Here is an 18,174-nt window from a genome sequence, read left to right as displayed (position 1 = left end):
CCCGCGCGCGATTGCTGGAGAAGGAAATCGTTCAAAAGCAGCATGCGCTTTTGAACAAGATTTCCGCCAGCGCGCGGATAAAGAATTGTTCATCTCCACGCGCCACACCGAAAAAGGAAAATCGACGGTTTCAACATAAGTTGAAAACGATTGATTTTCCCGGCGCGCGGAACAAAGAATAATTGGGGTAGAGACTGCCCGAGCAATACGAAAGTATCGCAAGCCCGCTGCGGGGCCCCGTTGGGGCTTTTGTTAGAGTTTGAGAGGACTTAATTAAGTGGCCTGCCCGGCCCGAGGGTAGTTTTCTCTTGTTAAAGCAGAGCAAACTCCTCGCTGGAATGCCCAGCGACACCCCGCGCGCGATTGCTGGAGAAGGAAATCGTTCAAAAGCAGCATGCGCTTTTGAACAAGATTTCCGCCAGCGCGCGGACAAAGTATAGTTTTCGAGGTGCAGCCGGCGGAGAATATTTCGGGTAGTTACAGCCCGGCTTGGGTGCTGAGCGATACCAGGCCTCCGCGGGGGCGGCTGCGGCCTGCGCAACCTGTGGTCACAAATAGTGCCGAAAAAACAGTGTGGTTGATCTCAATGATCTCTCTTTGTCAGGCCGGAGCCCCCGGCTGCGGAGGCCTGGTGCCGCCGGGCACACCGACCGGGCTGTAATTACCCTAAACGGCCCCGCTGGCTCCGGCCATAAGAGGGTAGTTACAACCCTTGTCTGGCATGCGGATAGAGGTCAATGCTTGAGCGAGGTCGGACGCCCGGGATGCTGCAATCAAGGACGCTTGCGGCCTTATTGCGGGCCTCCCGTGGGGCGGCGTCCGGCCCGCCATGGGAAGATCATAGCCGAGCCGTCTTTCTGCCTGTGTGCAGTCAAAGTACAACTTCGGCCGCAGCCTGCGGAGTTGGGGTAGTTATAACTCGGTTCGCGTGCCCAGCGGCATCCCGGCGCGTGGGGCAGCGTCCGGACTACCCCGTTCACCGAACCCGTCTCGACCAATGAGACAGGAACCCATACAACAAGACAAGTCAAACAAACAGAATAGGATATGGCGACATTGGAAATTCTACAACATTACTGGTGGTTTTTGGTATCCTTGTTAGGCGCCCTGCTCGTATTCCTGCTATTTGTGCAGGGAGGGCAAAGCCAGCTCTACACCATCGGAAAAACCCACGAAGACAAAAGCCTGATCGTCAACTCGCTCGGTCGGAAATGGGAAATCACCTTCACCACCCTGGTGACATTCGGCGGCGCCTTTTTCGCCTCCTTCCCCCTGTTCTACTCCACCAGCTTCGGCGGCGCCTTTTACGTCTGGATGTCCATCCTGCTCGTTTTCGTGATACAAGCCGTATCATACGAATTCCGTTCCAAAGCCGGAAACTTCCTCGGGATGAAAACCTACGACGCCTTTCTCTTTATCAACGGCAGCCTCGGCCCTTTGTTGATCGGGACTGCTGTAGGTACATTCTTCACCGGCGCCAATTTCATCGTCGATACCGCGAACGTCGGGAACATTTACCCCGCCGGAGCGACTATTTCGCACTGGACAACGCCGTGGCACGGACTGGAAGCCGTACTCGACTACCGGAATCTCGCATTGGGACTCGCTGTGCTGTTTCTGGCCCGGTCGCTGGGGCTGCTCTATTTCATCAACAATATCGACGACGCCACCATTCGCGTCCGCTCGCGCAAAGCATTGGCTATCGAAGGGCCGGCATTCGTCATCTTCTTTCTGATCTTTTTGGTCAGCATCCTGCTCTCCGACGGCTGGAAGGCCGATCCGGCGACCGGTGTCATTTCCGTTGAACCGTACGCATACTGGCACAACCTGCTGGAGATGCCGGCAGTGGCGGTTCTGCTGGCGGGGGGCGTATTGTCCGTGCTGTGGGGGCTCGGTCGGGGAATATTTTCGTGCAGCCGCAAAGGAATCTGGTTTGCCGGGGCGGGAACGGTGGCGGCGGTGCTGGCCCTGCTGCTGACGGCAGGGTGGAACGGCACGGCCTACTACCCTTCGTTGGCCGATGCGCAAAGCTCCCTGACGATTTATAACAGCAGCTCGTCGAAATTTACGTTGCAAGTGATGAGTATGGTATCGATTTTGATACCTTTCGTGGTTGCCTATATTGGGTATGCGTGGCGGTCGATGAACCGGAAACCGGTGACCCGTAACGAAATAGAAAGCAGCGAACATGTCTATTGACACGCCCCGGGCGACAATTTGCAGCGCGCCCGATCCGTTATGTAGGATAATTTGATTTTAATACCTATCTTTACGAATAAACATTAACCGATTAACAGATTAGGGAGGGAGCATTATGGCTGAGACTGAAAAAACGAGATATTCGGACGCTGAGCTGGCTGAATTCAAGGAGATTATACTGGACAAGCTCGAAAAAGCCAAAGCCGACTACGAACTGCTGAGGGCCACCATCACCCACACTTCCAGCAACGGGACGGACGACACCTCGCCGACGTTCAAGATTCTGGAGGAAGGAGCGGCTACATTGTCTAAGGAGGAGTCCGGGCGGTTGGCCGCGCGGCAGTACAAGTTCATTCAGAACTTGGAGGCGGCCTTGGTGCGGATCGAAAACAAGACGTACGGCATTTGCCGGGAAACGGGGAAACTGATTCCCAAGGAGCGGCTGCGGGTGGTGCCGCATGCGACACTCAGTATCGAGGCTAAGGAGAGCGGGGTTAAATAGCTGCTGATTTTTCCTGTACACTTCTTGTTGCTTTACTACGAACAACAGAGGGGGATACTTGTCACACGGTATCCCTTTTTTGTTTTACGGTGTCGTTCCGGGCATGATGAGGTACCGTATGAAATCATGAAATGGAAAAGTCTATGAAATCGAAACACAGAATCCTGATCCTGTTGCTGGTCTTCTGGAGCGTGCTCGCCGGAGCGCAGCAGGTGCGGCCGGTACCCGACGGGGCGGGACGCGAGGAATGCCGGGGCGATTCGACGGTGCAGACGGGGAACGTGCCGCACGGGTTGGAACAGCTGCCGGTGAAAACGGGGATCGAAGTGCTCCGGGATACGGATTTCGCGGCTTTGAGAGGAAAACGGGTGGGGCTGATCACCAATCCGACGGGAGTGGATTCGCGGTTGGTCTCGACAGTCGACATACTGGACAGTGCGTCGCGGAGGGGAGTGCTCCGATTGGTTGCATTGTACGGGCCGGAGCACGGGGTGCGCGGCAATGCGGCGGCGGGCGAGACCGTGGCGGCGGAAACCGACCCGAAGTCGGGCGTGCGGGTGTTCAGTCTTTATGGGGCGGCGAAGAAACCCGCGCGGGCGATGCTGGAAGGGATCGACGTATTGGTTTTCGATATACAGGACATCGGGTCGCGGAGCTATACCTATATCTCGACCATGGGGCTGGCGATGGAAGCCGCTGCCGAATGCGGAGTGCCGTTTATGGTGCTCGACCGGCCGAATCCGCTCGGGGGTTTGCGGATCGAGGGCTGTGAGACGATAGACCCGGGATTCTCGTCTTTCGTGAGCGCTTATCCGGTGCCTTACGTGCACGGGATGACGGTGGGAGAGCTGGCGCGGTTGCTGAACGGGGAGAAGATGCTCAAAGGCGGGGTGCAGTGCGATTTGACCGTGATCCCGATGCAAGGGTGGCGGCGGAATAGGACGTGGAATGACTGCGGCCTGCCGTGGGTGCCGACCTCGCCGCACATACCGACTCCGGAAAGTGCATTCTATTATCCGGTGACCGGCACGGTGGGCGAACTTGGGACGCTGCAAATCGGGGTGGGGTACACTTTGCCGTTCCGAACGATCGCGGCGCCGTGGATCGCGGATGCCGATTCTTTGGCGAGAAGGCTGAATGCGTTGCCGGAGCTCAAGGGATTTCGGTTCCGGCCTATCCATTACAAACCGTTCTACGGGGCGGGGAAGGATGTCGAGCAGCACGGAGTGCAGATCTATCTGACTGATTCGTCTGCAACGGGGGCGGTGCTGACCCTGGTGCCGTTCTATGTGATGCAGGAGCTGGCGGCGATGTATCCGGCCCGGAAACCGATTTCGGCGGCTGCGGGTTCGCGCCTCTCGATGTTCGACAAGGTGCTGGGGACGGATCGGCTGCGGCGGCTCTTTGTCGGTGCGGGTTGTCGGGTGACGCCTGAAATGAAGGCTTTGTGGCGGCCTTCTGCGGCATTTCTCGCCGCCAGAGAACGTTATTTGTTGTATTGAGAATGGATTTTCTTTTGTTCCAAAAACAGAGCGATCCCTTTCGCCGGCCGGCGAAAGGGATCGGGCCGTTGGGTTTATACGGTGCCGCCGCCAGATGAAATAATTCCGTTGAACGGGCGATCCGGTTCTTTCCTTATTCTCTGATTCCTTATCTGAGCGCGTCGATCGCTTCGCACAAGCGTCCGAAAATCTCGTCGATCGTTCCCACTCCATCCACGGCGCGGAACTTACCCTCTTTTTTATAAAAATCGGCTACCACGGCCGTCTGTTTTTCGTAGACTTCGATGCGGTTTTTGATCGTGTCGATGTTTTGGTCGTCTGCCCGGCCGCTGGTCTTGCCGCGGGTCAGAATACGGTCGATCACTACTTTCTCCGGCACTTCGAGCGCCAGCATGATGGTCACTCCGGTGCCTTTTTGGGCCAGCATTTTGTCGAATGCTTCCGCCTGCGGCAAGGTGCGCGGAAAGCCGTCGAAAATGACGCCCGGCGCGGACTTGTGTTCTTCGATGTATTTCTCGATGATTCCCAACACCAATTCGTCGGAAGCCAGTTTCCCTCCTTCCATCTGTCTGGCGGCTTGTTTGCCTAACTCTGTGCCGCGGCTCATCTCGTCGCGGATCACTTCGCCGGTCGAAAGGTGGAGAATCCCGTATTTTTTCTGTAGCTTCTCTGCCTGGGTGCCTTTGCCGGCCCCCGGAGGGCCGAATAACACAATGTTTAACATATTCTTTGATCTTTTAACTGTTCGTTTATTTCATTACCCTATGTTTGAGTGAACTGTTCTCTTTGTGAACAAAGAGAACCAGAAAAACTTATTGAGATGCTTACGCATCTCTTGAGCCTGCCGGGTACCCTTGGCTTTGATTCTTTTGGGGTGTGAGCAATAGCGGGTTATCGAGTGATTACCTTATACCCGCTATTGCCACACCCCAAAGAAAACGCAATGCAAGAGGACTGCGGAGCCTAAGGAGTAGCGCAGCTATCTGAAAGTTTCTTTGGTTCTTTCTTTTCAAAGAAAGAACAGTCACTCACAGTAGGGTAAAGATTAAACGAACAGTTGAATAAAACGAAGAGGTAAAGATATTTTTTTAATCTTAAATTTGCAAGCAACAAGACAAGTCCGAAGAAAATGAAACACACCGAAATATCAACCTTAGGCAAAGTCGCCTTCGTCGAACAGCTGACCCAGCCCTTCGCCACCAGCAGCAACACCCACATCCGGCAAGGGATCGGCGACGACGGTGCCGTGATCGACCGCGGAGGATGGTACGAAGTGATCAGCGAGGCCACAATGCTCGAAGGGATCGACTTCGACCTGACCTACACCCCTTTGGAACATTTGGGATACAAACTCGTGGTAGCAGCCGTATCGAATATCTGCGCGATGAACGCCCGGGCGGAGTATCTGACTGTCAGCATCGGGCTGTCGGCCAAATTCTCGGTGGAAGACGCCACCGCCCTGTACGACGGAATCAAGCGGGCCACGGACGAATACAAGCTGGACTTGGTGGGCGGCAACACCTCGGCATCGCTGACAGGGCTGAACCTCATGGCGACCGTGATCGGTTCGACATCGGACGAAGAACTGACCCTGCGCAGCGGGGCGAAAAATACGGATTTACTGTGCGTGACAGGCGACCTGGGGGCGGCTTATATGGGATTGCAGCTTCTGGAACGGGAGAAACGGGTGCTGGCAGGAAATAACGTGAGCCGGCCGGAGATCGGCAAAGACCAGGTCTATATTCTGCAACGGCAGTTGAAACCGGAGGCGCGGGTGGACATCCTGCAGCAGCTGCGCGAGGAGAAGATCAAACCGACGGCGATGATCGACGTGACACGGGGGCTGGCATCGGCGGCACTGCACCTGTGCCGGCGGTCGGACGTCGGGGTGCGGATTTACCTCAACCGCATCCCGATCGCATCGGACACATTCAAGATGGCGGAAGAGATGCACATCGATCCGGTGGTGGCGGCTCTGAACGGAGGCGACGACTTCGAGCTGCTGTTTGCCGCACCGCTGGACAAGCATCAGGAACTGCTGGCGATGCCGGGAGTGGATGTGATCGGACATATCGTGCCGGCGGCCGAAGGAGCGGCTTTGGTGACGCCAGACGGGGGCGAGATCCGGATTCAGGCCCCGGACTGGACGGCGCGGGTGGAGGAAAAGGGAGAAAAATAAGCCCTGCTTTGGAATAGACGGACAGTTGCTCCTGTCCGCTTGTATGAGCGGAGACTGGGTCCCGAGAATCTATAAGGCTTGAGGCGGAATACGCAAGCGGATTACCGCGAGCGCGCGGCTCGGCAAAAGCGCCGCTATGCGGAGTTCCGCGTGACAGGCTGCGACCTGCTGAACCAAAACCGCTCGTTCCGGCAATCGACTTGCGAAACATATGTCCAGTCGACGACGCATGTGCTACGCCGCCATTGCCATGTTCAGTTTCTCCTATACGTTCGACAGCCGCCGGAAACCGGCCGGCCGAGCCTTAATTTATGATCGGCTATTCCAATGCCGCCAATTGCTCTTCCAACGCTTTGATCTTCGCCTGCGCATCCGCCTGTTTCGCCCGCTCGTTCGCCACCACCTGCTCCGGCGCATTCTGCACGAATCGTTCGTTGGAGAGCTTCTTCAGCACGCTCGCTAAAAAGCCCCGCGCATAGTCCAGCTCCTTCGTCAAGCGCTCCCGCTCCGCCTCCGCATCGATCATGGAACCCAGCGGAATAAAGTATTCCGTCGTCTTCACCATGAATGCCGCCGCACCCGCCGGCTTAGCCGCCTCCGAATCCCCCGCCGAGGAAGCCAAAGGTACGATAGACGACAGATTCCCCATCTTCGCAATCACCGCTGCAAATTCCGCCGGATAGTTCTCGTCCGCCGCACAGATCAACGTCAATGCCTCCTTCTGCGCGATATTCTTCGTCTTGCGCACATTCCGAATCCCCCCCACGATCTCCTTCACCAGCTCGAAACGTTCGACACAAGCCGTCTGTTCCGGCGTCACACCGCCCGGAGCATAGCGGCTCACCATAATCGAATCCTTCGCTCCCCGCGGCGCGATGTAGTGCCAGATCTCCTCCGTGATGAACGGCATGTACGGGTGCAGCTGCTGCAACAGCTGCTCGAAAAAGCCGATCGTAGCCTGATACGTAGCCCCGTCCATCTGCATCCCGTAAGCCGGCTTCACCATTTCGAGGTACCAGCCCGAGAAATCCTCCCAGAACAGCCGGTACAGCGCCATCAACGCATCCGAAATCCGGAACGCCGCGAAATGTTCGTCGATTTCCGCCACCGTCATCGCTAATTTCGCCCCGAACCATTCGACCGCCATTTTGGCAGCCTCAGGCTGTTCCGCCGGTACCGCCGCCTCCGCGGAAGAGGCATCCCACATCTTGACCAGCCGGAACGAATTCCAGATCTTGTTCCCGAAATTCCGCCCCTGTTCGATCAGCGAATCGTCCCAGATGATGTCGTTCCCCGCCGAAGAGCACAGCATCATCGCCACCCGCACGCTGTCCGCCCCGTACTTGGCGATCAAGTCCAGCGGGTCGGGCGAATTTCCCAACGATTTGCTCATCTTCCGCCGCTTCTTGTCCCGCACGATCCCCGTCAGGTAAACATGACTGAAAGGCCGTTCCCCCTGATATTCGTACCCCGCCATAATCATCCGTGCCACCCAGAAGAACAGAATCTCCGGCGCCGTCACCAAGTCGTTGGTCGGGTAATAGTATTTGATTTCCGCATTCCCCGGATTCAATATCCCGTCGAAGACCGACTGCGGCCACAGCCACGAGCTGAACCACGTGTCCAGCACATCCGGATCGCGCGTCAAGTCCGCCTCCGTCAAGCCGTCGTTCCCTGTTTTTGCCCGCGCCAGCGCAACCGCTTCACCCAGCGTCTCCGCCACGACGAATCCGCCCCCCATCGACTGAGGGATATAATACGCCGGAATCTGCTGCCCCCACCACAGCTGCCGGCTCACGCACCAGTCCTTCACATTCTCCATCCAGTGCCGATAGGTATTCTTGAACTTGGCCGGCACCAACCGAATCGTATCCTCCATCACCGCCCGCAGCGCCGGTTTCGCGAGGTCGCTCATCCGCAGGAACCACTGCATCGAGAGTTTCGGTTCGATCACCGCCCCGCTGCGCTCCGACGTTCCCACCTTGTTGGTATACGCCTCGACCTTTTCGAGCAGCCCGGCATTTTGCAAGTCGATCTCGATCTGCCGCCGCACCTCGAACCGATCCATCCCCACATACATCCCCCCCGCCGGTGAAATCGTCCCGTTGTCGTTGAAAATGTCGATGCTCGGCAGCCCGTGCTTTTCCCCCAACATATAGTCGTTCACGTCGTGCGCCGGCGTCACCTTCAGGCACCCCGTCCCGAACTCGATGTCCACATACTCGTCCTCGATCACCGGAATCGACCGCCCCACCAGCGGCACGATCACCCGCCGCCCCTTGAGCCACGCATTTTTCGGGTCGTTCGGGTTGATGCACATCGCCGTATCCCCCATGATCGTCTCCGGCCGCGTCGTCGCCACCACCGCATACCGCCCCTGCGGATCATCCTCAACCCGGTAGCGGAGATAATAGAGTTTCCCGTGCTCCTCCTTATAAATGACCTCTTCGTCCGAGATCGCCGTCAGCGCCGCCGGGTCCCAGTTCACCATCCGCACCCCGCGGTAAATCTTCCCCTTGTTGTAGAGATCGACGAAGACATGGATCACGGCGTCGCTCAAGCGTTGATCCATTGTGAACTTCGTCCGCGCCCAGTCGCACGAAGCCCCCAACTTCTTGAGCTGTTCCAGAATGATCCCCCCGTGTTTTTCCTTCCACGCCCACGCATGTTTCAGAAACTCCTCGCGCGTGAGATCGGTTTTCCGGATGCCTTCCGCCGCCAGCTTCTGCACCACCTTCGCCTCCGTCGCGATCGACGCATGATCCGTCCCCGGCACCCAGCAGGCATTCTTCCCCTGCATCCGCGCCCGGCGCACCAAGACGTCCTGAATCGTATTGTTGAGCATATGCCCCATATGCAAGACCCCCGTCACATTGGGCGGCGGAATCACGATCGTGTAAGGTTCCCGTCCATCCGGTTCCGAATGGAAAAATCCGTTGTCCAACCAATAGCGGTACCACTTGTCCTCTTTTTCGGCCGGGTCGTATTTGGCAGGTATCTCTGTCATTTTGTCCGATTTTTAAACCAATCGCTCTTTTGCACACTTTTTGCAAAAACTCGAAATGCAAAAATACAAAACAGTTTCCGATTAACCGCACCCAATGCGCAGAATGAGCACTATAAGATATACCCGTTCCGCGTTTTTTTTAGTACCTTCGTAATTTATATCCGGTCCCGGCCACCCGGAGACCCGGAAGCAAAGAGAAAATATGAGCAATAAAAAAGATAATAAACTATTCGACCGGCTCTCCGGCATATCGGATATGCTGGACGGTAAAAGCCAGGTCATACCCATCATTTCGCCGGACGACGACGACACTCCGCACGGGGCGACACTGCCCGACACCCTGCCGATCCTGACCCTGCGCAGCTCGGTTCTGTTTCCGGGGGCCATTACGCCGATCACGGTGGGGCGCGAAAAGTCGATGAAATTGGTGCGGGACGTCGATCAGAACGGCGGTATGCTCGGCGCGCTGCTCCAAAAGGAGACCGAAGTCGAAAATCCGGGGCCGGAGGACTTGTATTCGGTAGGCACCGCTGCGCGGATACTCAAAGTGCTCGAAATGCCGAACGGAAATCTGACGGTCATTCTGCACGGCGTCGAGAAGTTCGAGATACGGGAATTTATCAGCTCCGACCCGTTCTTCAAGGCCCATGTGCGCCCGCTGAAAGACCTCACTCCGGAGAAATCGAACATCGAACTGGACGCGCTGATCGAATCGGTCAAAGAGATCGCCCTGAAAATCATCGGCCAGTCGTCGAGCATTCCCCAGGAGGCTACGTTCGCCATCAAGAACATCGACAGCCGGCGCGGCATCATCAACTTCATCAGTTCCAACATCGATCTGCCGGATACCGACCGGCAGGCGCTGTTAGAGGCGCCGGGGCTCATCGCGCGGGCACGGAAACTGCTGGAAATCCTGGTGCGCGAGCTGCAGCTCATCGAGCTCAAGAACGAGATTCAGAGCAAAGTCAAGGAGGACATCGACCAGCAGCAGCGGGAATACTTCCTCCAGCAGCAGATGCGGACGATCCAGGACGAACTGGGCGGAAACCCGTCGGAACGGGAGCTGGACGAACTGCGCGAAAAGGCAGAGACCAAGAAATGGAGCGACTCCGTTAAGGAACTATTTTACAAGGAGTTGGGCAAACTCGACCGGATGAACCCGGCGGTGGCGGAGTACTCGGTGCAGATGAATTATCTGCAGTTGATGCTGGAGCTGCCGTGGGACGAAGTGACCAAGGATAACCTCGACCTGAAACGGGCCAAGAAACATTTGGACAAAGACCATTTCGGGTTAGATGACGTGAAAGAACGCATATTGGAACACCTCGCGGTGCTCAAACTCAAGGGGGACTTGAAATCGCCGATCCTGTGCCTGTACGGGCCTCCGGGGGTGGGGAAGACCTCTTTGGGCAAGTCTGTGGCGGCATCGCTCAAGCGGAAATTCGGACGTATCTCGCTGGGCGGGATGCACGACGAGGCGGAGATCAGGGGGCACAGGCGGACTTATATCGGGGCCATGCCGGGGCGGATTTTGCAGACGATCCGGCGCGCAGGGTCGTCGAACCCGGTTATTATCCTGGACGAGATCGACAAGGTCGGACAGTCGAACCACGGCGATCCGGCGTCGGCCTTGCTCGAGGTGCTCGACCCGGAGCAGAACAGCACGTTCCACGACAACTACTTGGACACGGAGTACGACCTCTCTAAAGTCTTGTTCATCGCCACGGCGAACAACGTGGGGAATATCTCCCCGGCGCTGCGGGACAGGATGGAGATGATCAACGTCTCGGGGTACCTGTTGGAGGAAAAAGTCGAAATCGTCCGGCGGCACTTGCTGCCCAAACAGTTGGAGGCGCACGGGGTGCCGGCGGAAAAGCTCAAGCTGGGCAAGAAATCCATCGAGAAGATCATCTCGGAATACACCCGCGAGTCGGGGGTGCGGACGCTGGACAAATTGATCGCGAAGATCGTGCGGTACCGGGCGAAGGAGATCGGCATGGAAGAGACTTACGAAGCGGAGGTTACTCCGGCCATGGTCGAAAAGATACTCGGTGTGCCGCGCTACCTCAATGAAATGTATGAGGGCAACGAACATGTAGGGGTGGTGACGGGTCTGGCCTGGACGGAAGTGGGCGGCGACATTCTCTACATCGAGTCGTCGCTCAGCAAAGGCAAAGGCGGCCTGATCATCACCGGGAATCTGGGCGACGTGATGAAGGAGTCGGCATCCATTGCGCTGGGCTGGGTCAAGGCGCATGCGGATCAACTGGGCATCGACCAGAAACTGTTCGAGGAGAACGATATCCACATTCACGTGCCGGAAGGGGCGATCCCGAAAGACGGCCCGTCGGCCGGGATCACGATGGTGACGGCGCTGGCGTCGGTCTTTACGGGACGGAAAGTGCAGGCGCGGTATGCCATGACAGGCGAAACGACCCTGCGGGGCAAGGTCTTGCCGGTGGGGGGTGTCAAGGAGAAGATTCTGGCCGCGAAACGGGCCGGGATTACCGATATTATCCTGAGCGCCGAAAACCGCAAGGATATCGAGGACATCAAGGCGGAGTACGTCAAAGGATTGACTTTCCATTATGTGGAGACATTAGACGACGTGTTGAAGCTGGCGTTGGTATAACACCGGATATTTTCCCGAATGCGACGAGGGCCGTTCATGCTGAACGGCCCTCGTCGCGTTTCTCAAGGATTCCACGGCAGGAATCGGCCCTCTCCCGGGATTTTCCGAAGCCGAGGGGGTGCCGGGTTGAGCGTTTCTCCGTTCAGCACCCGTTCATAGCACGCCACGTAGCCCGCCGCCATCCGATCCGACGAAAACGTCTCCCGCGCAAACTCATGGCATCGCTGCCGCGAATACCCTTCCGCCGCTTCCGCCGCCCGCCTCAACTCGGAACAGCTGCACGAGAGGAATCCCACGTCGGGAATCACCAATTCCGGCAGCGAACCGTAAGGCGTACCGAACACCGGAGCGCCGAAATACAGGCTTTCTATGATGGCCAGACCGAAAGGCTCGTGCCATCTGACCGGAAAGACAAGACCTTTGGACCTGGCTAACCATTTCAATTTTTCTTCTCCGCCGACCATTCCGGCAAAACGGATTTTCGGGGATAAGGTGAGGCGGAATCCCATCTTGAAGTTGAGCCGTGTACCCCCCAGCACGACCAGTCGCTCGCCCGGCATCCCCCGCACCACGTCGATGGCTCCGCGTACATTCTTGACCCGCCAGGCTGCATTGCCCAGAAAATGAAAGTACGACCGTTTCGCCCCCCAATCCGGTGTCCCGTACTCGTCCCACTCTAACCCGTTATGAACGTATGTCGCTCCGCCGTAGCGCCGGGTCTGATCGCAGGATATGAAAATCGTATTGAGCGGCAGCAAGGCGTCGCCCGCCCCGTTGGTATGTTCGGTATAGACATACGGCCGGTCGAGTTCCTCGGCCAGGTTCTGGTGCAGATGAACCAGATCGACGCCTGCCGGAATCTGCTCCCGAAACGGACGCGAAGGATCATAGATGAATACGGGGGCAAAGTCGCACTGCGAACCTTTGCCGACCAGATAAGTCACCCGGTGTCCCTGCCGTTTCAAAGCCTTGCCCAATCCCCAGATCACGCGTTCGGTTCCTCCGTATTTGACAGCAGGTATAATGCCGTCGAAAAAGATCAATATGTGCATTGTTTCAGTCAGGTATTACTCCATTTTCTCGATAGTCAGCCCGGGGAGCGACTGCATGAACTGGAACAAATGCGTGTCGTCGGCATAATTCCGCGTCTTGACTACCATCGTCACCCGGAACAGTTCGCTGTCGCCCACCGCTTCATGAGATGCTTCGTAACTCACTAAGTTGTATCCTTTTTCATGGATCTGCGCCAGCACTTTGGCTAAGTTTTCGTCGTCCGATGTGGAGAATATCAACAACGATGTATGGATCCCGATGCTTTTGAAGATGAGTGTGGAGAGTTCCAGTCCGGCGAGTGTCAGAAGCATGGCTGCTATGCCGACCCAGTACATTCCTCCTCCGATGGCCAGTCCGATTCCGGCTGTCGCCCACAATCCGGCCGCGGTGGTCAGCCCTCTTACGAATTGTTTGTGGATCATAATGGAGCCTGCGCCGATAAAGCCGATTCCGGTCACCACTTGCGCGGCCACGCGCCCCGGATCGCCGACGGCTCCGTCGCCGAATCCGTACATCGAGACGATCATGAAGAGGGCGCTGCCTAACGCAACGAGAAAGTGTGTGCGCAGTCCGGCTTCTTTGGCCCGGTATTCGCGGTCGAAACCGATGATGCCGCCCACTGCGGCGGCTACTGCAAGCCGCAGTATGAAGGTCCATACCATTTTGCGTGATTTTATTTTTATAGTTATTACGGTAAATATATATGTTTTCTGGCTTTTGTACCCTATGCACTCCGACAGAAAAAGGTAATCGTAGGTTTATTTGGCACTATTCTGTATGGAACCGTACCTGATTTTTAAGCCGCCCGCGGCAGTTGTAACGTCGGTTTCCACCGCCGGTGCCGTAGAATACATATCCGAAAAGCCGGAATTATCCCTTGTACCGGATCCAGCGCAACATCTCGCCCAGCGTCGGTTTTTTGCCGTACATGAAAATACCCGTGAGGTAAATCTTGGCCGCCAGCGAGACAATCAGCAGGAATGTCGCGTAGAGCAGCACCGCCGACAAGGCGACCTCCCAGGCCGGCACCCCGAACGGAATGCGCGCGATCATGATGATCGGCGAAGTGAACGGGATGATGCTGAACCAGAACGCCACCGTATTGGTCGGATCGTGCATCACATTCATCATCACCACGACAGCCAGAAACAGCGGAATAGTGATCGGCAGCTGCAACTGCTGCGTGTCCTGCACATTCTCCACCGCGCTCCCCACTGCCGCATACATCGAGGCATAGAGCAAGTAGCCCCCCGTGAAGAAAAGCAAGAACGCCCCCGCCATTTTCAGCAGGAAAATTCCGTCCAGCGACTTGACCGCCGTGGTCAGTTCGGCCGGCATCGCATCTGCGCAGCCCAGGGCGAAATGCTGGATCGCCAGCATCGTGCCCCCGATCAGCACCACCCAGACCGCGAACTGCGTCAAAGCCACCAATGCCATGCCGATGATCTTGCCCATCATCAGCTGGAACGGCTTCACCGACGAGACGATCACCTCCACGATGCGGTTGCTCTTCTCCTCGATCACCCCCTGCATGATCGCCGCCCCGTAAATAAAGATGAACAGATAGATGATGAATCCCAAGGCATAGGATACCCCCATCGAAATCGCCGACGAGCTTTCGCGGGCAGCCCCCTCACCACCCGCCCGCGCGTCGAGCCGGTAGGTAGTCAGCACGGGATAGACCTGCAAACGCTCGAGAATGGAATCCAGCCCCGGCACATTCGCCTGTTCGATGCGTTTTTGGTAGACGGCCCGCCGCACCTGCTCGCGGATATTGTTCTCGATCGCCAGGGTCGAGCTTTCGCGCGTGTAGAGCGTCAGTTCCGACGGATTCCCGACGACTTGCGGCCCGACGACCAGGAATCCGAACGCCCCGCTGTACTGCGGAGCCATGCGGGCGCTGTCGTAAGTCATAGCCGTCGCCGTGAAAGCCAAACCTTGTTCGTCGCGCAGGGCCGGGGCCACGACACCCGACGAATCGACCACCACGATCTCCCGCGCAGCCGACGGCGAAGAGCCGTATTGGGCGATCAGCACCGGCACGATCATCAGGCCCGCCATCAGGATCGGCATCAGGATGGTCATGATGATGAAGCTGCGCTTGCGCACCCGCTGGTTGAACTCGCGCTGTATGATAAGGGCTATTTTGCTCATGATGTTTGTAGATTAGGATTTGGATTCGGGCCGAGGCCTGCGGCGTCCCGACAGGCTTTGGAAGCTGCGGGGCGGTTCCGTCGAATCGCAGGGCAGGTGGAAAGTTATTTTTCCGTCGGATCGTCGGAAGCCTCCACCGCCCGGATAAAGATGTCGTTCATGGAAGGGATCATCTCCCGGAAGCCGTGGATCTCGACCGTCTCGTTGATCCGTCCCACCAGCTCGCGCACCCGGATGTCCCGCGTCAAAGGCGTCAATACAAGCGAGTTCAGCCGGTCGGCATCCGCCGACGCTTCCGGCGCGGCCGGTTCCGACGAACAAAGCCCATCCACCGCTCCGGCCAGCTGCACCGGATCGCCGGCGAAATCCACCCGGTAGCTCCCCGTGCCCCAGCTGCGCCGGATTTCGTCCACCGGCCCCGTCAGAATGTTCCGCGACTTGTTGATCAGCGTGATATGGTCGCAAATCTCCTCCACCGAAGCCATGTTGTGCGTCGAGAAGATCACCGTCGCCCCCTCGTCGCGCAGGTTCAGTATCTCGTCCCGCAGCAGCTGCGCGTTGATCGGATCGAAACCGCTGAACGGTTCGTCGAAGATCAGCAGGCGCGGCCGGTGGATCACCGTCACGATGAACTGCACCTTCTGGGCCATCCCCTTGCTCAGTTCGTCCACCTTGCGATCCCACCACCCCATGATATTGAACTTGCGGAACCACATCTCCAACTGCGTCCGGGCCTCCGTCTTGTCGAGGCCCTTGAGCCGCGCGAGGTAGAGCGCCTGTTCGCCCACCTTCATCTTTTTGTAAAGTCCCCGTTCCTCCGGCAGGTAGCCGATCCGGCAGACGTCGTCCGCCGTCATGGGCCGTTCGTCGAATTTCAGTGTCCCGCTGTCCGGCGCCGTGATGCGGTTGATGATGCGGAGCAGCGTGGTTTTGCCCGCGCCGTTCGGCCCCAGCAGCCCGTAGATCGAACCTTCGGGCACCGAAAGGCTCACGTCGTCCAGCGCACGGTGTCCGGCATATTGTTTGATGATGTTCTCCGCCGATAGAATGTCGCCCATAACCAGCGATTTTTCGGTGTATTTTGATGGTATATGACAAATGTATGTAAAAATTAGGAACGTGCAACCGAGATCCATACATTCGCCGTTATGGAAAGGAAAGAGCCGCGATCCTATTTATTCGCCGGGGGCGGAAAGGGGCGTTCGGAGAACAGGCCCGGCGGCAGCGGGTAAACGGAGGCGGAGTAGGGGAGTGGCCGGAGGCGGTGCCCCGGCAACCGGACTTGGGTGGCCCCTGGCATTCCGGTGCGGGATTGGCAAGGATTCTACGAGCGTCGGAATTTCGCTGCCGTTTCGCGTTTTTCGGAGTAAAATCCTATATTTGTAGAACGTAAAGAATTATCGTTATGAAAAAAGGCATTTGGATTCTCGTGATCGTCATCGTGGCCGCGCTGGGGATTTTCTTCTGGCTCAAAGGAACTTATAATGAATTGGTGAGTCGCAGCCAGGGGGTTGCGGCGCAGTGGGCCAATGTCGAGAATCAGTACCAGCGGCGTGCCGATCTGATTCCGAATTTAGTCAATACGGTGAAGGGTTATGCGGCGCACGAGCAATCGACGCTCGAAGGAGTGGTGGATGCGCGGGCCAGGGCGACGCAGATGCAGGTGAACTTCAACGATCTGAACGAGCAGACGCTGGCCGAGTATGCGCAGGCGCAGGGCGAGCTTTCGTCGGCTTTGAGCCGTTTGATGGCCATTTCGGAGGCATATCCCGATCTGAAGGCGAACCAGAACTTCCGCGACTTGCAGACGCAGCTCGAGGGGACGGAGAACCGCATTGCCGTGGAGCGGCGCCGGTTCAACGAGATGGTGCAGTCGTACAATGTCTACGTGCAGCAGTTTCCGCGCAACCTGATTGCAGGTATGTTCGGCTTCACGCCTAAGAGTTTCTTCGCGGCTGCGGCGGGGGCTGAGAAGGCGCCGGAGGTTCAGTTTTAAGGATTTTGCCTGTGATGCTTCGTGTCCGGAACATAAGGAGTTTTGTCGTCGCTTTGGTGCTGGTTGCGGGTTTTGCGGTTTTCGGGGCGGGGGATTCTTATGCCCAGCCGATTCCGCAGCCGATGTCGCCGCCGAGGTTGGTGAACGACTATGCGCATCTGTTTTCGGGGGCGCAGTTGCGGGCGCTGGAGGACAGTCTCGTGGCTTTCGACCGGGCCACGTCGACGCAGGTGGCGGTGGTGACGGTAAACGATCTGGACGGATATCCGGCTTCGGAGTATGCGACGCGGATACTCGAAAAGTGGGGGGTGGGCAGCAAGGAACATGATAACGGTGTGGTGATGCTGGTCAAACCGCGGAACCGGTATGGCGGCGGGGAGGTTTTCATTGCGGTGGGATATGGCTTGGAGGGGGCTTTGCCGGACATCACGGCGGGGCGGATCATCGACAATGACATGATGCCTTACTTGCAGGGAGGCGATCCGGATTATTACGGGGCTGTGGCGGCGGGAACGGCTGCGGTGCGTGCGGCGGTGCGGGGCGAATATCAGGCTGTGGCGAAGAAGAAAAAGGGGGATGTTTTCGACTGGATCAGCGGCTTGTTTTCGGTGGGGGTGATTGTTTTCATTTTTATTATTTTGAGCAAGTCGTACAAGGGTGGGGGCGATGACGAGGGTGGCTCTGGCGGGGGCTCGGATGACTGGCGGAGGTACCGGCGCGGGCCGATCGTTTTTCCTCCGATCATAGGTGGTTTCGGGGGACGTGGTGGTGGCTTGGGCGGTGGCGGTTTCGGGGGTTTCGGCGGCGGTATGGGCGGCGGTGGCGGCGCCGGAAGATCATTTTGATTTTAAACCGTTCGTTTATTTCATTACCCTATGTTTGAGGGAACTGTTCTCTTTAACTGCGCTTCGCTTGTTTTGCCTCCGGCTTCCTCGCGCTACCTCGGCATA

13 protein-coding genes are annotated in these 18,174 nt (G+C 57.3%); 7 read left to right on the top strand and 6 right to left on the bottom strand.

The window, feature by feature from the left end; translation table 11 throughout:
* The first annotated feature begins 1,047 nt into the window (after positions 1-1,047).
* The 3 genes from Q0Z93_RS05585 to Q0Z93_RS05575 all read left to right on the top strand — a co-directional run bounded on the left by Q0Z93_RS05585 (position 1,048) and on the right by Q0Z93_RS05575 (position 4,203).
* Positions 1,048-2,199 carry a cytochrome d ubiquinol oxidase subunit II gene (locus Q0Z93_RS05585; protein ID WP_298063549.1) on the top strand — a complete coding sequence of 384 codons (1,152 nt, stop codon included), beginning with the start codon at positions 1,048-1,050 and terminating at the stop codon, positions 2,197-2,199.
* A gap of 115 nt (positions 2,200-2,314) precedes the next feature.
* Positions 2,315-2,701: a TraR/DksA C4-type zinc finger protein gene (locus Q0Z93_RS05580; RefSeq protein ID WP_298063547.1), complete on the top strand. Its 387-nt coding sequence runs from the start codon at positions 2,315-2,317 to the stop codon at positions 2,699-2,701.
* A gap of 143 nt (positions 2,702-2,844) precedes the next feature.
* Positions 2,845-4,203 (top strand): DUF1343 domain-containing protein, encoded by a 1,359-nt coding sequence (locus Q0Z93_RS05575; RefSeq protein WP_298063545.1) that lies wholly within the window; start codon positions 2,845-2,847, stop codon positions 4,201-4,203.
* Positions 4,204-4,351: 148 nt separating this feature from the next.
* On the opposite strand, the gene Q0Z93_RS05570 is transcribed toward Q0Z93_RS05575, so the two are convergent.
* A complete protein-coding gene (locus tag Q0Z93_RS05570) occupies positions 4,352-4,927 on the bottom strand; it encodes an adenylate kinase (protein ID WP_298063543.1) in 576 nt (191 codons plus the stop codon).
* A 405-nt stretch (positions 4,928-5,332) separates the two neighbouring features.
* Between Q0Z93_RS05570 and thiL the strand changes: the two genes are divergently transcribed.
* Complete coding sequence (gene thiL, locus Q0Z93_RS05565) at positions 5,333-6,382, top strand: thiamine-phosphate kinase (protein WP_298063541.1); 1,050 nt, start codon at positions 5,333-5,335, stop codon at positions 6,380-6,382.
* 319 nt (positions 6,383-6,701) lie between these two features.
* On the opposite strand, the gene Q0Z93_RS05560 is transcribed toward thiL, so the two are convergent.
* Positions 6,702-9,389, bottom strand: coding sequence for a valine--tRNA ligase (locus Q0Z93_RS05560; protein ID WP_298063537.1), 2,688 nt, complete (start codon positions 9,387-9,389; stop codon positions 6,702-6,704).
* Between the two features lie 202 nt (positions 9,390-9,591).
* On the opposite strand from Q0Z93_RS05560, the gene lon reads away from it, so the two are divergent.
* The gene (gene lon, locus Q0Z93_RS05555) at positions 9,592-12,021 is read left to right on the top strand and encodes an endopeptidase La (protein ID WP_298063533.1); all 2,430 of its coding nucleotides are present in this window, start codon (positions 9,592-9,594) and stop codon (positions 12,019-12,021) included.
* A gap of 62 nt (positions 12,022-12,083) precedes the next feature.
* Here the strand turns inward: lon and Q0Z93_RS05550 are convergent, their stop codons facing one another.
* From Q0Z93_RS05550 to Q0Z93_RS05535, 4 genes are all read right to left on the bottom strand, one after another.
* The gene (locus Q0Z93_RS05550; RefSeq protein WP_298063530.1) at positions 12,084-13,073 is read right to left on the bottom strand and encodes a glycosyltransferase; all 990 of its coding nucleotides are present in this window, start codon (positions 13,071-13,073) and stop codon (positions 12,084-12,086) included.
* A gap of 15 nt (positions 13,074-13,088) precedes the next feature.
* A complete protein-coding gene (locus Q0Z93_RS05545) occupies positions 13,089-13,736 on the bottom strand; it encodes an MgtC/SapB family protein (RefSeq protein WP_298063527.1) in 648 nt (215 codons plus the stop codon).
* Positions 13,737-13,944: 208 nt separating this feature from the next.
* A complete protein-coding gene (locus Q0Z93_RS05540) occupies positions 13,945-15,228 on the bottom strand; it encodes an ABC transporter permease (protein ID WP_298063524.1) in 1,284 nt (427 codons plus the stop codon).
* 104 nt (positions 15,229-15,332) lie between these two features.
* On the bottom strand, positions 15,333-16,286 hold the full coding sequence (locus Q0Z93_RS05535; protein ID WP_298063521.1) for an ABC transporter ATP-binding protein: 954 nt from the start codon (positions 16,284-16,286) through the stop codon (positions 15,333-15,335).
* 347 nt (positions 16,287-16,633) lie between these two features.
* On the opposite strand from Q0Z93_RS05535, the gene Q0Z93_RS05530 reads away from it, so the two are divergent.
* Together Q0Z93_RS05530 and Q0Z93_RS05525 are read left to right on the top strand one after the other, a co-directional pair.
* Complete coding sequence (locus Q0Z93_RS05530) at positions 16,634-17,224, top strand: LemA family protein (protein WP_298063519.1); 591 nt, start codon at positions 16,634-16,636, stop codon at positions 17,222-17,224.
* Positions 17,225-17,238: 14 nt separating this feature from the next.
* Positions 17,239-18,069 carry a TPM domain-containing protein gene (locus Q0Z93_RS05525; protein WP_298063551.1) on the top strand — a complete coding sequence of 277 codons (831 nt, stop codon included), beginning with the start codon at positions 17,239-17,241 and terminating at the stop codon, positions 18,067-18,069.
* Positions 18,070-18,174 lie beyond the last annotated feature (105 nt).

The sequence above is a fragment of the uncultured Rikenella sp. genome (assembly GCF_947628055.1).
Lineage (GTDB): Bacteria > Bacteroidota > Bacteroidia > Bacteroidales > Rikenellaceae > Rikenella.
The sequence above is the reverse complement of the archived record's forward strand: the minus strand, read 5'-3'. Positions and strand labels throughout refer to the sequence as shown.

Bases quoted from the DNA above. Each gene is read 5' to 3' on its own strand.
- Q0Z93_RS05545 (WP_298063527.1), bottom strand. From the start codon at position 13,736: ATGGTATGGACCTTCATACTGCGGCTTGCAGTAGCCGCCGCAGTGGGC.
- Q0Z93_RS05560 (WP_298063537.1), bottom strand. From the start codon at position 9,389: ATGACAGAGATACCTGCCAAATACGACCCGGCCGAAAAAGAGGACAAG.
- Q0Z93_RS05575 (WP_298063545.1), top strand. From the start codon at position 2,845: ATGAAATCGAAACACAGAATCCTGATCCTGTTGCTGGTCTTCTGGAGC.
- Q0Z93_RS05530 (WP_298063519.1), top strand. From the start codon at position 16,634: ATGAAAAAAGGCATTTGGATTCTCGTGATCGTCATCGTGGCCGCGCTG.
- Q0Z93_RS05550 (WP_298063530.1), bottom strand. From the start codon at position 13,073: ATGCACATATTGATCTTTTTCGACGGCATTATACCTGCTGTCAAATAC.
- Q0Z93_RS05570 (WP_298063543.1), bottom strand. From the start codon at position 4,927: ATGTTAAACATTGTGTTATTCGGCCCTCCGGGGGCCGGCAAAGGCACC.
- thiL (WP_298063541.1), top strand. From the start codon at position 5,333: ATGAAACACACCGAAATATCAACCTTAGGCAAAGTCGCCTTCGTCGAA.
- Q0Z93_RS05525 (WP_298063551.1), top strand. From the start codon at position 17,239: ATGCTTCGTGTCCGGAACATAAGGAGTTTTGTCGTCGCTTTGGTGCTG.
- Q0Z93_RS05580 (WP_298063547.1), top strand. From the start codon at position 2,315: ATGGCTGAGACTGAAAAAACGAGATATTCGGACGCTGAGCTGGCTGAA.
- Q0Z93_RS05585 (WP_298063549.1), top strand. From the start codon at position 1,048: ATGGCGACATTGGAAATTCTACAACATTACTGGTGGTTTTTGGTATCC.
- Q0Z93_RS05540 (WP_298063524.1), bottom strand. From the start codon at position 15,228: ATGAGCAAAATAGCCCTTATCATACAGCGCGAGTTCAACCAGCGGGTG.
- Q0Z93_RS05535 (WP_298063521.1), bottom strand. From the start codon at position 16,286: ATGGGCGACATTCTATCGGCGGAGAACATCATCAAACAATATGCCGGA.
- lon (WP_298063533.1), top strand. From the start codon at position 9,592: ATGAGCAATAAAAAAGATAATAAACTATTCGACCGGCTCTCCGGCATA.